General features: G+C 68.8%; 19 protein-coding genes. 10 read left to right on the top strand and 9 right to left on the bottom strand.

The features are described from left to right. Window positions 1-387 precede the first annotated feature (387 nt). The 3 genes from F3T56_RS44035 to F3T56_RS44025 form a co-directional block, all read right to left on the bottom strand. Window positions 388-1,185 (bottom strand): hypothetical protein, encoded by a 798-nt coding sequence (locus F3T56_RS44035; RefSeq protein ID WP_149831081.1) that lies wholly within the window; start codon window positions 1,183-1,185, stop codon window positions 388-390. A 71-nt stretch (window positions 1,186-1,256) separates the two neighbouring features. Then, entirely contained in the window at window positions 1,257-1,463 is a 207-nt protein-coding gene (locus tag F3T56_RS44030; protein ID WP_246204765.1) for a DUF397 domain-containing protein, read from the bottom strand. Further along, on the bottom strand, window positions 1,460-2,311 hold the full coding sequence (locus F3T56_RS44025; RefSeq protein ID WP_149831080.1) for a helix-turn-helix domain-containing protein: 852 nt from the start codon (window positions 2,309-2,311) through the stop codon (window positions 1,460-1,462). The genes F3T56_RS44030 and F3T56_RS44025 overlap by 4 nt, the downstream gene beginning before the upstream one ends. Window positions 2,312-2,515: 204 nt before the next feature. On the opposite strand from F3T56_RS44025, the gene F3T56_RS44020 reads away from it, so the two are divergent. Then, entirely contained in the window at window positions 2,516-2,890 is a 375-nt protein-coding gene (locus tag F3T56_RS44020; protein WP_342787068.1) for an ATP-binding protein, read from the top strand. A gap of 142 nt (window positions 2,891-3,032) precedes the next feature. On the opposite strand, the gene F3T56_RS44015 is transcribed toward F3T56_RS44020, so the two are convergent. Next, entirely contained in the window at window positions 3,033-4,406 is a 1,374-nt protein-coding gene (locus F3T56_RS44015; RefSeq protein ID WP_149831079.1) for an FG-GAP and VCBS repeat-containing protein, read from the bottom strand. A 226-nt stretch (window positions 4,407-4,632) separates the two neighbouring features. Between F3T56_RS44015 and F3T56_RS49955 the strand changes: the two genes are divergently transcribed. From F3T56_RS49955 to F3T56_RS43995, 4 genes are all read left to right on the top strand, one after another. Continuing rightward, entirely contained in the window at window positions 4,633-5,013 is a 381-nt protein-coding gene (locus tag F3T56_RS49955) for a hypothetical protein (RefSeq protein WP_342787067.1), read from the top strand. A gap of 193 nt (window positions 5,014-5,206) precedes the next feature. Next, the gene (locus F3T56_RS44005) at window positions 5,207-5,722 is read left to right on the top strand and encodes a TM2 domain-containing protein (protein ID WP_149831078.1); all 516 of its coding nucleotides are present in this window, start codon (window positions 5,207-5,209) and stop codon (window positions 5,720-5,722) included. Beyond that, entirely contained in the window at window positions 5,715-6,113 is a 399-nt protein-coding gene (locus tag F3T56_RS44000) for a DUF2752 domain-containing protein (RefSeq protein ID WP_149831077.1), read from the top strand. The genes F3T56_RS44005 and F3T56_RS44000 overlap by 8 nt, the downstream gene beginning before the upstream one ends. A gap of 306 nt (window positions 6,114-6,419) precedes the next feature. After that, window positions 6,420-6,683: a TM2 domain-containing protein gene (locus F3T56_RS43995; RefSeq protein ID WP_149831076.1), complete on the top strand. Its 264-nt coding sequence runs from the start codon at window positions 6,420-6,422 to the stop codon at window positions 6,681-6,683. Between the two features lie 103 nt (window positions 6,684-6,786). On the opposite strand, the gene F3T56_RS43990 is transcribed toward F3T56_RS43995, so the two are convergent. The 5 genes from F3T56_RS43990 to F3T56_RS43970 all read right to left on the bottom strand — a co-directional run bounded on the left by F3T56_RS43990 (window position 6,787) and on the right by F3T56_RS43970 (window position 11,106). After that, complete coding sequence (locus tag F3T56_RS43990; protein ID WP_149831075.1) at window positions 6,787-7,548, bottom strand: succinate dehydrogenase iron-sulfur subunit; 762 nt, start codon at window positions 7,546-7,548, stop codon at window positions 6,787-6,789. Then, window positions 7,548-9,302, bottom strand: coding sequence for a succinate dehydrogenase flavoprotein subunit (sdhA, locus tag F3T56_RS43985; RefSeq protein ID WP_149831074.1), 1,755 nt, complete (start codon window positions 9,300-9,302; stop codon window positions 7,548-7,550). Before sdhA ends, F3T56_RS43990 begins: the two co-directional genes overlap by 1 nt. 19 nt (window positions 9,303-9,321) lie before the next feature. Further along, a complete protein-coding gene (locus F3T56_RS43980) occupies window positions 9,322-9,813 on the bottom strand; it encodes a succinate dehydrogenase hydrophobic membrane anchor subunit (protein WP_149831073.1) in 492 nt (163 codons plus the stop codon). 5 nt (window positions 9,814-9,818) lie between these two features. Beyond that, window positions 9,819-10,199: a succinate dehydrogenase, cytochrome b556 subunit gene (gene sdhC, locus F3T56_RS43975; RefSeq protein ID WP_149831072.1), complete on the bottom strand. Its 381-nt coding sequence runs from the start codon at window positions 10,197-10,199 to the stop codon at window positions 9,819-9,821. Between the two features lie 277 nt (window positions 10,200-10,476). Then, the gene (locus F3T56_RS43970) at window positions 10,477-11,106 is read right to left on the bottom strand and encodes a 2-oxo-4-hydroxy-4-carboxy-5-ureidoimidazoline decarboxylase (RefSeq protein WP_149831071.1); all 630 of its coding nucleotides are present in this window, start codon (window positions 11,104-11,106) and stop codon (window positions 10,477-10,479) included. Between the two features lie 172 nt (window positions 11,107-11,278). Between F3T56_RS43970 and F3T56_RS43965 the strand changes: the two genes are divergently transcribed. The 5 genes from F3T56_RS43965 to F3T56_RS43945 all read left to right on the top strand — a co-directional run bounded on the left by F3T56_RS43965 (window position 11,279) and on the right by F3T56_RS43945 (window position 15,894). Next, the gene (locus F3T56_RS43965; protein WP_425473746.1) at window positions 11,279-12,931 is read left to right on the top strand and encodes a beta-N-acetylhexosaminidase; all 1,653 of its coding nucleotides are present in this window, start codon (window positions 11,279-11,281) and stop codon (window positions 12,929-12,931) included. 111 nt (window positions 12,932-13,042) lie between these two features. Continuing rightward, window positions 13,043-13,849: a DUF4328 domain-containing protein gene (locus F3T56_RS43960; protein ID WP_149831070.1), complete on the top strand. Its 807-nt coding sequence runs from the start codon at window positions 13,043-13,045 to the stop codon at window positions 13,847-13,849. Window positions 13,850-13,924: 75 nt separating this feature from the next. Further along, entirely contained in the window at window positions 13,925-14,443 is a 519-nt protein-coding gene (locus F3T56_RS43955; protein WP_149831069.1) for a hypothetical protein, read from the top strand. Window positions 14,444-14,496: 53 nt separating this feature from the next. After that, window positions 14,497-15,084, top strand: a complete 588-nt coding sequence (locus F3T56_RS43950; protein ID WP_149831068.1) for a hypothetical protein — start codon at window positions 14,497-14,499, stop codon at window positions 15,082-15,084. A 468-nt stretch (window positions 15,085-15,552) separates the two neighbouring features. Beyond that, window positions 15,553-15,894 (top strand): hypothetical protein, encoded by a 342-nt coding sequence (locus F3T56_RS43945; protein ID WP_342787066.1) that lies wholly within the window; start codon window positions 15,553-15,555, stop codon window positions 15,892-15,894. The last annotated feature ends 109 nt before the right edge of the window (window positions 15,895-16,003 follow it).

Below are 16,003 nucleotides of genomic sequence, written 5' to 3'. Positions count from 1 at the left end.
CGGCTACTTCGGCGGCCCGCACGTCCGCTACGTCCTGGACGAGAACCCCATGAGTTTCTGATCAATAATATGGCGAAGAGGAACGGCCTCGTTGGATTCAGTGGAGTGGCGGGCGAGCCGATTTAGCCTTCCATCTAACGACGCGTCCAAGTGCAAAGACTCGGCCCCCGGCACGTGGTCGCCTGCAGGGGGCCGCTTTGCGTCATGACGGCAGTAGTTGACGACAACGTCAGCGGATGAAGGCAGGACAGCGTGGCAGTTCGGAGCCATCGGAGTTGGCCGACTTGTCGACTGTGGGGCGGTCCAGGGCGGGGCCGAGGATGCCGAGGGCATCACGCTGCAATCGGAGCCGGACGTGAGCGTAGGGGATGGGCCTGACGGCGTGTGTCAGGCATCGCAGCCGCCTACCCGGCGGCTGCTCACCGCGATGTCGTCCAGCCGCATCTCAAACGACGCCGGGGCGGGGTTCGCCTGGTACAGCTGCCAGCCCAGCTTTAGCGTGTCGAAGGTGGGGAAGACGAAGTCGTCCGATGTCCCCCCGTGGTTCTTCGTCGAGACGGTCAGATCGGTCTGCTCCACGTCGTCCAGGTAGACCGTGACGCGGTTGTCCGTCGCGTCCAGGTGGAACTCCACGCACTGCCACTCACCCGCGACGGCCGGGGCCGAGGTCTTCCAGGCGGTCCAGTCGCCAGTGGGGCCAAGGTCGGACCCGACGCCCCAGAAGTTCCCCTTGTCCGTCGGGGCGTACTGGCCGCCGAGCGGGCGGACCAGGGTGGGCGAGTCGGATCCGGAGGCCTCCGCGAGGGTCCAGTGGGCCCAGTCGGGGGCCGTGGGGAACTCGGTCACGCGGAGACGGAGGCGGGCCCAGAAGCTGTTGCCGGGCGGGGCCAGGTTGGACAGGACCAGGAAGGTGCGGCCGTTGCCCTCGGTGCGGAGGCGGAGTTCGCGGCCGTGGCCGCTCGCGCTGGGCTCGACGGTCAGGGTGCCGTTCGACGTGTCGGTGGTCCAGCCGGGGCCCTGTGTGACCGGGCCGAGGGGGAGGCGGTTGAAGTTCTCCCGTACCAACGTGCCGTGCGGAGCGGACGGGCTCGGCGTCGCGGAGGCGGTGGTAGGTATCGCGAGCAGCACTGCTGCGGCGGCCGCCAGTGTGGCGGCGGTCTTCTTCAGGAGTGCGCGGTTTGCCATGGCGTCAGTCTGTAGCTGGAGTCCCGCCCATCGCACGAGTCACACGCGTATCTGTCTGGCGATGCGTTCAACTATGTCTTGGATATGCCCTGGCGAGCGGCGGCGAGGAGGGAAGTGAGGGCCGGGGCGGGGAGGGTCGTGAGGGTGACCGTTGGGGTGTCCGACTCGCGGAGGTGGATCGTTCCGTTGGGGGTGGTGGCGAGTTCGAGGCAGTTGTTTCCCTCGCTGCTGTAGGACGACTTCTGCCAGTGGAGGGTGGACACTACGGAGCCTTTCACAGGTCGGCGATGATCTTGCGGATCAAGTCTCTGGAAGCGGGCTCCTTGAGGGCGACCGCCTCGAAACGGGTCATGAAGGTGCGGTACTTCTCCAGCTGGAGGTCGGCGTGGAGGAATACGGACCCATGTTCGGCGTCGAGTTGTACGGTGTCCAGTCGCGGGACAGGGCCCTCGGCGTAGAGGACGGTCTGGCCGGCGCCGGGGAAGATGCCGGCGTCGTACGGGATCACCAGGACCGTCACGTGGTCGAGGTCGCTCATCTCCAGGACGTGTTCCAGCTGCTCACGCGTGACGTCCCGGCCGCCGAACCGCATCCGCAGGGCGGCCTCGTGGGTGATCGCGGTGTACGGGGTCGGGTGGGCGCCGTAGAGGATTCCCTGCCGCTTGATGCGATGGGTGACGCGGTATTCGACTTCGGGCGGGGACAGCTTCGGGATGGACTGCCGGAAGATCAGGCGCGCATAGTCGACGGTCTGGAACAGGCCTGGAACGTGGGCTACTTGGGCTGTGCGGATCGTTGTCGCGTGGTGCTCCAGCTCGGCCAGGTCGAGAAGGCCTGAGGGCAGGCTCTCGCGGTACTCGTCCCACCAGTGGCGGCCGCGTCCGGCGGTCATGGAGGCCAGTGCCTCGATGTACGGCTCGTCGGAGCAGCCGTAGCTGTGGGCGAACATGCGAATCCGGTCCACGCTCACCCCGAAACGCCCGGCCTCGATGGAGCTGATGCGCGCCGCGTTGACGTTCAGCAGTTCGCCCGCCTCGCGGGCGGTCAACCCCGCTCGCTCCCTCAGTTTCCGCAGCTCAACGCCCAGACGCTGCTGCCGTACGGTCGCTGCTGCCCTTGGCGGCATGGTGCCGTCCTTTCACTCGAAGGGGTAGCGGTTTAACGGATCGAGTAGTAACCCTACTCCGAATCCTCTACCTTCAGTGTCACGCCAACTACCCAACCCCCGTACCTCAACGGGGAGTTACGGCCATGACCGAACTAGCCCTGAACAACCACTCCGCGAACTTGCCGCTCGACACCGACTGGGAGTACAGCCTCCGAATCCCACATACACCCCCTCGGTCCCGGCATCGTCCGCGACCACGTCCGGGCCGTACTCACCCGCTACCGGACCGACCCCACCGTCCTCGGCAACGCCCAGCTCGTCGCCTCCGAGCTGGTCACCAACTCCCTTGCCTGTACAAGGGATCCGGTTGCCGTGCGGCTGGGACACGCCGACGGCAGGTTCCGGCTCAGTGTGTGGGACAGCAGCCCGTGTCCGCCGCGTGAGAGGCCGGGGCCGGGGCTCGACGCCGAGAGTGGGCGTGGGCTGTGGCTGCTGCGGGCCTGTGCCGACGAGTGGGGGCACTGCCTCGTTGTCAATGGGCGTCGTAATGGCGGAGGCAAGGAGGTTTGGGCGGAGTGGCGGGCTCCGAGCGCGTAGGTGTCGCTGGGAGCCCGTCACCGTGAGCCGTACGCAAGCCGAATGGCATCCGTGGGCCACAAGGCAGACGCCCGGCGGTCGAAGGCGTGAAGCCCTCGGCCGCCGGGCGGTGTGGGCCGGGAGTTGCCGCCGCGCTGTCTCGTTACTGCGGGAAGCTCGGCCGCAGGTTCAGCTCCGTCACGGAGTCGGTCGTGATGCCGGAGGTGCCCGCGCGGAAGAACAGGCTCGGGCCGGCCCAGCCTCCCGAGGCGAGGAGATCCTTGTCGCCGTCGCCGTCGAGGTCGCGCAGGCGGATGGAGAGCCCGAACTGCTCGCCGGCCGTGGGGCTGCCCGGCACCCCCGCCGTCGCCCGGGTGAACCACTGGGAGCCGGTGCCGGTCAGGCCCTTCTTGCCGCCGCGCAGGATGTGGACGCCGCCTGCGTCCGTCGCCGAGCCGACCTTCTCCCCGGAGGCGCCGACCGCGAGGTCCGGGTAGCCGTCGCGGTTGGTGTCGCCCGCGGAGAGGTCCATCCCGAAGCCGTCGCCCTTCGAGGCCGCCGTGGCCACGTCCGAAGTGGCCTGCGTCAGCCGGTACTTGGTGGTCGGTCCGCTCTTGCCGCCGCGCAGGACGACAACGGACCCCGCGGACTTGTTGTACGGCACGTCGCTGACGGCCAGTTCGCCGTAGCCGTCCTTGTTGAAGTCGGCGATGACGCCCTGCGGGTTGTAGTCGGGGGACGAGCTATTGAGCGTCGTGACCTTGCCGGGCTTCATGGTGGTGCCGCCGCGCAGGAACCAGGCGTCCTGGGTCATCTTGTCGTTGCGGTAGCCCTGGCCGAGGACGTACAGGTCGGTGGCCTTGTCCTTGGTGACGCGTCCGGCGACGAGCCCCGTGGGTTCGAGGACATCGGTCACATTCGGGAGGGTGTGCTTGGTGACCTTGCCTGTCGTACCGGTCTTGGCGAAGCCGCCCCGGTAAATGTGGACGGTGTCGATTCCGTCGGCAACCGCCAGGTCCGCCTTGCCGTCCCCGTTGAAGTCGCCGGTCTCCAACTCGTTGCCGAACCCGAGGTGGGACTTGGCCTTGACGGGCAGCCGCGTGGCCTTGGTGCCCACCCCGGACTTCGCGCCCCACATGATGGTGACCGCGCCCGCACTGGCCTTCCCGCTCACCTTCTCAGTGCGGTCGGCGACGGCCAGGTCGGCGTAGCCGTCGCGGTTGAGGTCGGCGGCGGCGAGATCCTCACCGAACCCGTCGGCGTAGCCGCCCGCGTCACCGGCCGTTCCCGGCACGCCTGCGCTGTTCTGCGTGAACGTCTTGGACTTGGTGCCGGGACCGGTCGCCGTCCCGTACGTCACGGTGAACGAGCCGTCGCCCGTCGTCGCGTAGTCCCGGTATCCGTCGCCGTTGAAGTCATCGGCGTACTTTGCGGGGGCGGCGCTCGCGAGGGCCGCCGTGACGGTGACCATGCCGCCGGCCAGCGCGATGGCTGTTGCCGTCGCCAGAGCCGGGCGGAGATTCTTGCGCGTGAACATGCGTCTCCTGCTGTGTGCGCGGGGCCTCGCTCGGCGGCCCGCGCCGGTCTGTGGGGAGCTTGTCCGGGGCCGTGCGCGCATATGTGAGGCGGGCAGGGTGTGCGGCGCGGGACGCCGAGGCTCTCGGCGTTTCGCTGCCACACCGGACAGGCGTACAGAGGAGACACGCAAGGGGACTTGAGGGTTGTAAGGGGCGCTGGGGTCGGCTGTCCTTCCCGCTCGCTCGGTGGCCGTGGCAAACCGGATCAGCCCCGCCGTGGCGGGGCTACGCCACGACCACCCGGGTCCCGTTGAAGTTCGCGATGATCTCCAACTCCCCACCATCGACTCCGGCGCCTGTCTGCGGCTGCGGACCGGCCAGGTGCGCTTCTATCCGATCGACGCGCCCGAGAACATCGCGTCCTGCTACGGCGGCGAGTACACCATGCGGCTGCGCGACGGTCAGGATCCGGTCGACCCCGTTCCGTTGGACGGGATACCGCCGCTCGTCCTCTCCGAAGTCCTGCGCGACGTCGACCTGTTCGTGGGTGTGGCCGGCGTCGGCATCGTTCCCGAGTCGGCCCCGGGCAACGGGAACCAAACAGTGCGGACCGGCTATCTCCCCTAAGAGGGCGACCGTACGCCCGCAGTCATCCTCAGCAAGGCGATGCTTTGATCAGCGGGCTGTGACTCCGCACACATGCGGGCGTCGGGTGGGGCCCGGCCGAAGTAACAACTTCTCTCGGGGCCCTTCCCTCCTGCAATATGACGGACAGCCCATATTCAGCCGCTCAAGCAATCAACGCGCAGGAGTCAGTACCGTGACCGAGCAGCCTCAGCAGCCCGCTCAGCCCCCGCAGCCGCCGCAGCCCGGATACGGGTACCCCGCCGCCCCCGGCCAGGCTCCGGGCGCGAACCCCTACGGCGCCCCGCAGGGTGGATACCAGAAGCCGGACGACCAGCCGGGCTACGGGTACCCGCAGCAGGGCGGTTACCCCCAGGGCGGCGGTTACCCCCAGCAGGGCGGCTACCCGCAGGGCGGCGGCTACCAGGTGCCCCCGGCACCCGGCGGCGCGTACACGGGTGACCCGAACGCGCCCTACGGCTACGACCCCTACGGCCGCCCGTACTCGGACAAGTCGAAGATCGTCGCCGGTATCCTCTCGCTCTTCCTGGGCTCCTTCGGTGTCGGCCGCTTCTACCTCGGCCACGTCGGCCTCGGCCTCGGACAGCTCTTCACCTGCGGTGGCTTCGGCATCTGGGCGCTGGTCGACGGCATCATCCTGCTGACCAGCAGCAACACCACGGACTCCAACGGCCGTGTCCTGCGTGGCTGAGCGCGGCCTCTCCGCCCTCCGGCATCCGGCGGCGGCCCCCCTCGCGGTGGCCGCCGCCGGGCTGGCGGGCGCCGCGTATCTGTACGGCACCAACCCGCACGAGCCCGGCCATCTGCTGCCCCAGTGCCCGTTCCGCTATGTCACGGGGCTGCTCTGCCCCGCCTGCGGCGGCACCCGCATGGTGTACGACCTGATGCACGGGCAGCTCGGCGCGGCCTGGCACGACAACCGGGTGCTGCTGCTCACCGCGCCCTTCGCCCTCGCGCTGCTCGGCCGCTGGTGCGTCGAGGGGCTGCGCGGCCGCCGCTGGCGTCCCGAACTGGGGCCCCGCACCCAGGCCTTGATCCTGGGCATCGCGGTGACGTGGACCGTGGTCCGCAACCTCCGCTGAATCCCTCCGCAACCCTCGCTGAATCCTTCGGTCTTCCCTCCTCCCGTTCCCGTAAATCCCTTACGTGGTGTTTATGTCGCCTAGTTGTAGCAACTTGGCTGGAAACGGATCACGGAACAGGAACGATCGCTCGAATCCCCTCCCATCCACCCCACAACACTCCATACGCTGCAACGGCAACAGGGGGGATGACGGGGGACACGTCGTGCTCGAAGGTGCCGCTGTTCGCCATGCCTTCCCTCCTGGACTCTCCCCCCGGAGCAATCCGCTCCGGTCTTTCAGTCAGTACATCCAGGAGCAATCTTCATGACCGTCCCCACCCCTGACGCCCCCTTCGGCTACGACCCGCAGGGCCGTCCGTACTCCGACAAGTCGAAGATCGTCGCCGGCGTTCTCCAGCTCTTCCTGGGCGGCCTGGGCATCGGTCGCTTCTACGTCGGTTCCGTCGGCGTGGGCGTCGCCCAGCTGCTCACCTGCGGTGGCCTGGGCATCTGGTCCCTGATCGACGGCATCATGTTCCTCACGAGCAACGACCGCACCGACTCGCAGGGTCGCGTCCTGCGCGGCTGAGGCAGCAAGCTGAGGCAACGCTGAGGCAGTAAGCTGAGGCAACACGCTGAGGGCCCCGCTCCTTTCCAGGAGCGGGGCCCTCAGCGTCGTACGGAACAGACGATCAGAAGCGGCGCGTGATCAGCGCCCGCTTCACCTCCTGGATCGCCTTGGTGACCTCGATACCGCGCGGGCAGGCGTCCGTGCAGTTGAAGGTCGTGCGGCAACGCCACACGCCGTCCTTGTCGTTGAGGATCTCCAGGCGCTGCTCACCGGCCTCGTCACGCGAGTCGAAGATGAAGCGGTGGGCGTTGACGATCGCGGCCGGACCGAAGTACTGGCCGTCGTTCCAGAACACCGGGCACGACGACGTGCACGCGGCGCACAGGATGCACTTGGTCGTGTCGTCGAAGCGCTCGCGGTCCTCGGCGGTCTGGAAGCGCTCGCGCGTCGGCTCGTTGGTGTCCTTCGTGATCAGGAAGGGCATCACGTCCCGGTACGCCTGGAAGAACGGCTCCATGTCCACGACCAGGTCCTTGAGGACCGTGAGGCCCTTTATGGGCTCGACCGTGATCGGCTTCTCGGGGTTGATGTCCTTGATGAGGGTCTTGCAGGCAAGGCGGTTCTTGCCGTTGATCCTCATCGCGTCCGACCCGCAGATGCCGTGCGCGCAGGAACGGCGGAACGTCAGCGTGCCGTCGACGTCCCACTTGATCTTGTGCAGACCGTCGAGGACGCGCTCCTTGGGGTCGATCTCCAGCTGGAAGTCTTCCCAGGTCGCCTCGGCAGCGACCTCCGGGTTGAACCGGCGCACGCGGAACGTGACGGTGATGTACGGAGAGGCCGCGGACTCCGCCTCGACCTTGTCCAGAACAGGGGTAGCCATCAGTACTTACGCTCCATCGGCTGGTAGCGGGTCTGGACGACCGGCTTGTAGTCGAGGCGGACGGTCTCGGAGCCGTCGTCGCCGACCTCGCGGTACGCCATGGTGTGACGCATGAAGTTGACGTCGTCGCGGTTCGGGTAGTCCTCGCGGTAGTGACCGCCGCGGGACTCCTTGCGGGCCAGCGCGGAGACGGCCATGACCTCGGCCAGGTCGAGCAGGTTGCCCAGCTCGATGGCCTCCAGGAGGTCGGTGTTGAACCGCTTGCCCTTGTCCTGGATCGAGACGTTGTGGTAGCGCTCGCGCAGCTCGGCGATCTTCTCGACGGCCGTCTTGATCGTCTGCTCGGTGCGGAACACCATGACGTTGGCGTCCATGGTCTCCTGCAGCTCACGACGGAGGTCCGCCACGCGCTCGTTGCCCGTGGCCGAGCGCAGCCGCTCGATCTGCTCGACGACCAGGGACTCCGGGTTCTCCGGCAGCTCGACGAAGTCGGCCTTCTGGGAGTACTCGGCGGCGGCGATGCCGGCGCGGCGCCCGAACACGTTGATGTCGAGCAGCGAGTTCGTGCCGAGACGGTTGGCGCCATGGACCGACACACACGCGACCTCGCCGGCCGCGTACAGACCCGGGACCACCGTCGTGTTGTCGGACAGGACCTCACCCTCGACGTTGGTCGGGATGCCGCCCATGGCGTAGTGCGCGGTCGGCTGGATCGGGATCGGGTCCGTGTAGGGCTCGATGCCGAGGTACGTCCGCGCGAACTCGGTGATGTCCGGGAGTTTGGCGTCCAGCTGCTCCGGCGGGAGGTGGGTGAGGTCCAGGTAGACGTGGTCGCCCTCGGGACCGCAGCCGCGGCCCTCGCGGATCTCCGTGTAGATGGACCGCGACACCACGTCTCGCGACGCGAGGTCCTTCATCACCGGCGCGTACTTCTCCATGAAGCGCTCGCCGTCCTTGTTGCGGAGGATGCCGCCCTCACCACGGGCGCCCTCCGTCAGCAGGATGCCCATGCGCCAGATGCCGGTCGGGTGGAACTGGAAGAACTCCATGTCCTCCAGCGGCAGCCCGCGACGGTAGACGGCGGCCTGGCCGTCACCGGTCAGCGTGTGCGCGTTCGACGTCACCTTGAAGAACTTGCCGCAGCCGCCGGACGCGTAGATCACGGCCTTCGCCTGGAAGACGTGGATCTCACCGGTGGCGAGTTCGTACGCGACGACGCCCGCAGACTTCTTGACGCCGTCGACCTCGGTGATCAGCTGGTCCAGGACGTAGAACTCGTTGAAGAACTCCACGCCGTGCTTGACGCAGTTCTGGTACAGCGTCTGGAGGATCATGTGGCCGGTGCGGTCGGCCGCGTAGCAGGACCGGCGGACCGGGGCCTCACCGTGGTTACGGGAGTGACCGCCGAAGCGGCGCTGGTCGATCGTGCCGCCCGGCGTGCGGTTGAAGGGCAGGCCCATCTTCTCCAGGTCGAGGACGGAGTCGATGGCCTCCTTCGCCAGGATCTCGGCGGCGTCCTGGTCGACCAGGTAGTCACCGCCCTTGACCGTGTCGAAGGTGTGCCACTCCCAGTTGTCCTCCTCCACGTTGGCCAGCGCGGCGGCCATGCCGCCCTGCGCGGCGCCCGTGTGGGAGCGGGTGGGGTACAGCTTGGTCAGCACGGCGGTACGGCTGCGCTTCGTGGACTCGATGGCCGCGCGCATACCGGCGCCACCCGCGCCGACGATGACGGTGTCGTACTTGTGGATCTTCATGATTCTCGCAACCCCGTGCCTAGCGGATGTTCGGGTCGAAGGTGAAGATCACCAGCGTGCCCAGCAGGATGGTGAACACCGTGGCGGTGTAGAGCAGGCCCTTGAGCCACAGCCGGGTGTTCGCGCGCTCCGCGTAGTCGTTGATGACCGTGCGCAGGCCGTTGGCGCCGTGCAGCATCGCGAGCCACAGCATCAGCAGGTCCCAGACCTGCCAGAACGGGGACGCCCAGCGGCCCGCGACGAACGCGAAGCCGATCTTGGAGACGCCGCCGTCGAGGACGAGCTGGATGAGCAGGTGGCCGATGACCAGGACGACCAGGACGATGCCGGACAGTCGCATGAACAGCCACGCGACCATCTCGAAGTTGCCGCGGGTCGCCTTCGGGGTCTTCTTCGTCCGCTTGCGCGGCGGCTCGATGAGGGGAGCCGGGTTCTCGGGGCTGTAGCCCGTCAGCTCACCGGCGCCCTCGACGGGGCCGATGCCGGATGCGGTGGTTTCAGTGGTGGACATCTGCATCATCCCCCGAAGACTTCGCGAGCGGCGTGGCCGAGGACGGGGTACAGGGCTCCGGCCATCAGCACGACCCAGACGCCTACGACGGCCCAGAGCATCGTCTTCTGGTGGCGCGGGCCGTTCGACCAGAAGTCGACGGCGATGACCCGAAGGCCGTTCAGCGCGTGGAAGAGGATGGCGGCGACGAGGCCGTACTCCAGCAGAGCGACGATCGGCGTCTTGTACGTGGCCACGACCTTGTCGTAGGCCTCGGGGGAGACACGGACGAGAGCGGTGTCCAGCACGTGTACGAACAGGAAGAAGAAGATGAGGACGCCGGTGACTCGGTGAGCCACCCAGGACCACATTCCTTCCCGGCCGCGGTACAGCGTTCCAGCCGGCACGGAAGAACCCTCCGGGAGCGGGGATTGGGGCCGGCCGGCTTTCTGTGTCGGTCTGACCCGGCCGGGTACGGTCCACCGGCCCCGGCCATGGTAGCGACGTCGCTGCGCTTGGCTTAATCCGGGTATGAGGGTGTGATCAAACTGGCATGCAAAGCGCCACGTAAGGGTTAGTGCGGGGTGGCTACTGGGGTGGGGGGCCTGGTTCGTTGCCGGGTGCGGGTTGTTTGTGGCTTGTCGCGCCCCGCGGCGGAGCCGCAGATGTCACAGCCCCGCGCCCCTAGCGGGGCTTGGCCTTGGCTGGAAAGTTGCCCAGCAGGCGGGTCAGCCTGCCCCTTGCCGAGCGGCGTAGTTCCTCTGCCGTCACTGTTCGTTCTTCCTCCGGATCGTTTGTCAATCGTGACCGGATGCCGTCCAGGGTGCGGTCGAGGAGTTCGGTCGGAGGGGTGCCGTCGAGGCAGATCACGAATACGTGGCCGAAGCGGGCCTCGTACGCGGCGTGGGCGGCGTTCAGGGCTGTGTGGGCGACTTCGTAGGTGTCCGCCGGGAGGGCCGGGAGGGATTCGCCGGCCAGGGCCTCGGCGAGGTCGGCGGGCGTCAGGTCGTACGAGGCCTCGTCGGAGGCGGCGAGGAGGGCGTCGAGGTCGGGGTAGGGGCGGTGGGCGGTGAGGCGGTGGGACCAGCGGAGGCTGCGGAGGCAGGTGAGGAGGGTCTGTTCGACGGCCTCGGCGGGGGCGTGGTTGAAGTGCTCCAGGGCCGTGGGGCTCGGGGTGTGGACCTGCTCCGGTACGGCGACCTGGCCGGGGAGGTGCGGGAGACGGTGCGGAGGCAGCGTGGGTCCTCGGCGGTGCGTAGGGGTAGGCAAGGCAGGTGGTGCGAGATGCGTCGCCACGTTATCGATGCGGGTCATGTGCTGTCTGTTCGATGCCCGAAATTCACCCGAACGGCAGAGTTTCGGTAGCTGTGGTGGACGGGTGGGGCGGCTGAGCGTCGTAAGTTCGAGGAGAGAGGTGCGGGAGACAGGGGGCGTGAGGAAAGGTGCTTGAGATGTGGCGGATGCTGACCGGGGCCGGGAGCGCCTCGTGAACCGTGGGCGACGCCGGGCTCCCCGTGGGAAGACGGCGATCACCTCGAAGGGGTTGCTTCTCGGCACGGGTGTCGCCCTGGCGGGTGGCGCGGTCGCCGTGGCCGTGACCGTCTGGCCGGGCGGTGACACCCGGGTGCCGAGCGGTTCGCAGCCGTCGGAGTCGCGGTCCTCCGTGAGCGACCTCGCCGGTTCGCCCTCCCCGTCTCCGTCGCCCTCGCGCACGTACCCGCTGTCACGGAAGCCGCAGACCATTCCGGCCGTACGGCAGCACGAGGCCGCCCGGGGCCCCGGCTGGAAGCCCTCCGACGGGGCCAGAGTCGTCGTCCGGAACAAGGCGCTGGCCGACGAGGGGCGGCTGACCGCCGAGGAACTGGGGCTGGCGTACGCCGGCGAGGCGGCGCCCCGGGACGGGGACGTCGAGCTGGCGCTCACCGGGTCGGGGCGGTCCGGGTCGGAGGCGTACACGCTGACGGTGAAGGACGGCCGGGTGCGGATAGCCGCGCCCGCCGAGGCGGGCGTCTTCTACGGGACCCGCACCCTGAAGCAGGAGGTGCGCGGCGGCGGTACGGCGCCGGAGGGCGTCGTACGGGACGAGCCGGCCAAGCCGCAGCGCGGGTTCATGCTCGACATCGCCCGCAAGCACTTCACGGCGGGCTGGATCGAGGACCGCATACGCGAGCTGGGCGACCTCAAGTACAACCAGCTCGGCCTGCACTTCTCCGACGACCAGGGCTTCCGCATCGAGTCCACGAGCCACCCCGAGGTGGTGTCGCAGCAGCATCTGACCAAGGCCCAGGTGAAGGACATCCTGGCCCTCGCGGAGAGCCGGCACATCGAGGTTGTCCCCGAGATCGACTCGCCCGGGCATCTGGGGGCGGTGATCGCCGGCAACCCGGGGCTGCAGCTGAGGAACGCGCAGGGCGTCGCCGCGAGCGGGGCGGTCGACATCTCGAACCCGCGGTCCGCCGAGGTCGTCGACGATCTGCTGAACGAGTACGCCGAGCTGTTCGACGGGCGCTACTGGCATCTCGGCGCCGACGAGTACCGGGCGCTGATGGTGTCGAACCCCGAGGCGTCGTATCCGCGGCTGGCCGCCGCGGCGCGGCAGAAGTACGGCGCCGGCGCGACCGTCGAGGACCTGGCGACCGGCTGGCTGAACGACCGTGCCGCGGTGATGCGCGGCCACGACCGGACCGTGCGGGCCTGGAACGACGGGTTCTTCCGGGGCGGTTCGGTCCAGGCGGACAAGGCGATCCAGGTCGCGTACTGGACCGGCAAGGAGATCGGGGCCCGGCCGCCGGTCGAGTATCTGAGCGCCGGGCGGCAGGTCGTCAACTACAACGACGAGTTCCTGTACTACGTCCTCGGCGAGCCCAACCAGTTCTTCTACCCGACCGGGCAGCGCATCTACGAGTCGTGGACCCCACGGGTGCTGCGCGGCACGACCGCCGTCTCCGCGCAGTACGACGACCAGATCCTCGGCGGTGTCTTCGCCGTCTGGTGCGACCTCGCCGACCGGCAGACCGAGGCCCAGGTCGCCGCCGGGGTGCGCATGCCGCTGCGGGCGCTGTCGCAGAAGCTGTGGGATCCGGCGAAGCCGGGGATGTCCTGGGCGGAGTTCCGGGAGCTGGCGGGGCGGGTGAGCTGAAAGCGGTGGACGGGCGGGGGCCGGGAACCGTATCTTCCGCGTGTTCTGTGTGCCGGGAGTGAGGTTCTGGGAGAGCCCTCTCGGCGCGTGCGACGGCACGGGGGGCTCATCATGATCTGTACGCGTTGTGACCAGTACGACGCGGTACCCGGCGGCGAGCTGTGCCGGCAGTGCGAGGCGGCGGACCTGCATCCCGCTCCGCCGCCGCAGCGGCCGGTCGGTAACGCGCTGCCGGTGCAGACGCCGCACGGCGGCGCGTGGCTGCGGTCGCCGGTGAGGCTCGGGTGGGCGGTGGCGATACTGCTCGGGGTGGTCGCCCTGACCGACCTGGCCGCAGTGTGGGCGGACGTCGTGCTGCTCGATGTGGTGGACAGGATGGTGGAGGGCGAGTATGGGGCCGCCCTCGAGAGCGAAGTCGACCGGGCCGACCGGTTCGTCGTCCTGACCGGTGTCGCGCAGATGGTCGCCTATCCCGCCGCCGTGGTCGTGTGGCTGATCTGGTTCCACAGGGTGCGGGTCAACGCCGAGGTATTCGAACCGTTCGGGCACCGGAAGAAGCGGGGCTGGGCGATCGCCGGCTGGATCGTGCCGGTCGTGAACCTCTGGTTCCCGCGCCGGATCGCGCTCGACAGCTGGGACGCGAGCAGCCCGTGGGGGAAGCCCCGGTCGCACGCGCTCGTCAACGCCTGGTGGACGCTGTGGCTGATCGGCGGTGTCGCGAACCAGGCCAGTGCGAGCGCGTACCGCGGGGCCGAGACGGCGGAGGAGATCCAGCCGGCCATGGAGCAGGTGCTGTTCGCGGATGCCTTCGAGATCCTGACCGCCGCGTTCGCCATCCTCTTCGTGCTGGCCCTCACCCGTATGCAGGACGACAAGGCGAGGAGCGGTCCGCGTGCGCCGGAGCCCGTTTCGGTGTGAGTCCGTCTCCGCGCAACCGGGCGGACTGTGCGATTCCGGGGGCGAACTGTCGTACGGGTGTGGTGTATTCCCGGCATGGGGTACTGGGGGTACTACGTCGTGGGCCGAAGTGAGCGGCCGCTCGCGGAGCTGGACGCGTTGGCCGGGGCGGCCGGAGGCATGCGGTTGCGTACGTCGGCGGCGGGCGGGTGGCAGGTGTGGGAGTACCCGAGTGGCGACGAGGGCGCTGAGGATGCCGGGGATGTCGGGAACATGAACACGCTTGCCCTGGAGACCGGGGCGCCCGCGTTGTTCGGGTACGTCATGGGCAGTGACTGTGTGGTCGTCGAGGCCGCCGGGCCCGAGAGCGGGGCGTGGACCACCTGTCTCGCGCGGGGAGCCATGGCCGAGTATCTCGGGGGCGACGTCGAGGACTACTTCCTCGAACCCCGTGACGCCGCCGAGAGGGCCGTCGCCTGGGCTGCGGAGGCGGGGCGGGTCGTCGCCGGGCAGCCGTTGGCCGACGTACTGACCTCGGAACCTGGACCGGCGGACCCCTTGGCTGAAAACATCCTCTTCCGGTTGCTCGACCGGCTCGGGGTCGTGCCTCTGTGACACGGCCGGGCCGTCGCACGCAGTAACGTTCGAGCGAGATCGAGGGAGGCGTGATGAGCCTGGTGGAACTGATCGCCCAGGCCGACGAACGCGGTCTGGCGGCGAGCGGGTTGGCTTGTTTGGACCGTTGCGTACCGCTTCTCGGGGGCGATGAAGAGGTGCTGCGTCCGCTGTGGGCCGGGCTGGTGGACGACGGGGTGGATTGGGGGGAGCGGGTGGTGAAGGCGCGGGGTGAGCTGGCGGCGGCTGCTTCGCCTTCCGGTTCCGCTGGGTCCTCCGGGTCTTCCGGCGAGGATGGGGAAGTCGTCTTGCTCGCACGGCGGATGCTCGACGCCGTTCCCGGTGAGCGGTCCGTTGACGGGCTGCGGGAGTGGGCGGAGGTGTGTTCCGTCGCCGCGCTGCGGATTCATCAGCTGCTCGATCCGTTGGACAAGGGGGATGCCGAGAGCGTGGGGGCGTGCCGGGAGGGCCGTACCGAGGGGGTGGGTCACCTCGTCTCCGCCGAACTTCGGCGTCAGGTCGTGGTGTTGGAGCTGCTCGCGGAGCGTGGGGCGGTGGGCGTCCGGCAGGCGCTCAGTGTGTCCACGGAGGGGCGGCGGGTGCTGCGGGCGGTTGTGTCGCGGCGGGCCCGGCGGGGCTAGGTCCTGTCGTCACATTCCCGTCGTCCGCCGGAGGGCGGGCCGAGCGCCCGCCGCGGTAGCGGCTGATGTCCGCGTAGGTGCGTGCTCTGGGCGTGCCGGGCGAAAGCCCTCGTACTGGATGTACTTGGGCTTTCGCCCGGTGCGGCGGTGGGGGCACCTCCCGCTCGAGCGAAGTCGAGAGTGGGGGAGAAGCCGAGAGTGGGGGAGCGTGCATGGCGTCGCTCGGCAGACGGGAATGTGACGACAGGGCCTAGCGGGGCTGTGGTGTAAACCCCGTTTTCTGAGCGGGTCCTGTGGGTGTCCTGGGGGTGCGTGTGGTGGTCCTGCACCGGTGTCGGGGACGCGGCGGAATCGCGTGACATCCCCCGGGCGGAGGGCGCTCTTCCGAGTGTGAGCGCACAGCAGACATTCAGTTCCGTCAGTTCTCAGCGTGGCTTCGGGAGTCGGGCCGGGCATGCGGCCAAGCCCGTGCGGTGGGCCGCGGATGCGGTGGCGATGATGTGGGAGGGGGCGCGGGTGCGCCTCGACTACTCGGCGCAGAGTCTGTGGCGGGTGGATCGGATGATCGAGGAGATACGGCGGGAGGGGGCGCCGTATGCCGCCGTGGAGACGGTGTTGCGGGGGTTCGGGGCGTATGGGGGTGAGGTGGTGGTGCGGTGGGCCGGGGGTGAGTGGGTTGAGGCGCAGGGGGTGCACTGGGTGCGTACCTGGGACGGGCGGCTTTGGGATCCCTTCGATGAGGCGCGGCGTTGTTTCGCCGGGGACGGGTCCCTGCGGTTGCTGTGCCGCGACGCGATGACCTCCGGCTGACCTGGGATTTTTCTCGCCCCCGCCGCCCCTACCTGTCCCTCCCCCCACTCTCGGCTTCGCTCGAGCGGGAGGTGCCCCCATCCAGGGGCTGCGCCCCTTCAACCCCCGC

The organism is Streptomyces tailanensis (assembly GCF_008386495.1).
GTDB lineage: Bacteria > Actinomycetota > Actinomycetes > Streptomycetales > Streptomycetaceae > Streptomyces > Streptomyces tailanensis.
This window is presented reverse-complemented; position numbering and strand designations above follow the sequence as displayed.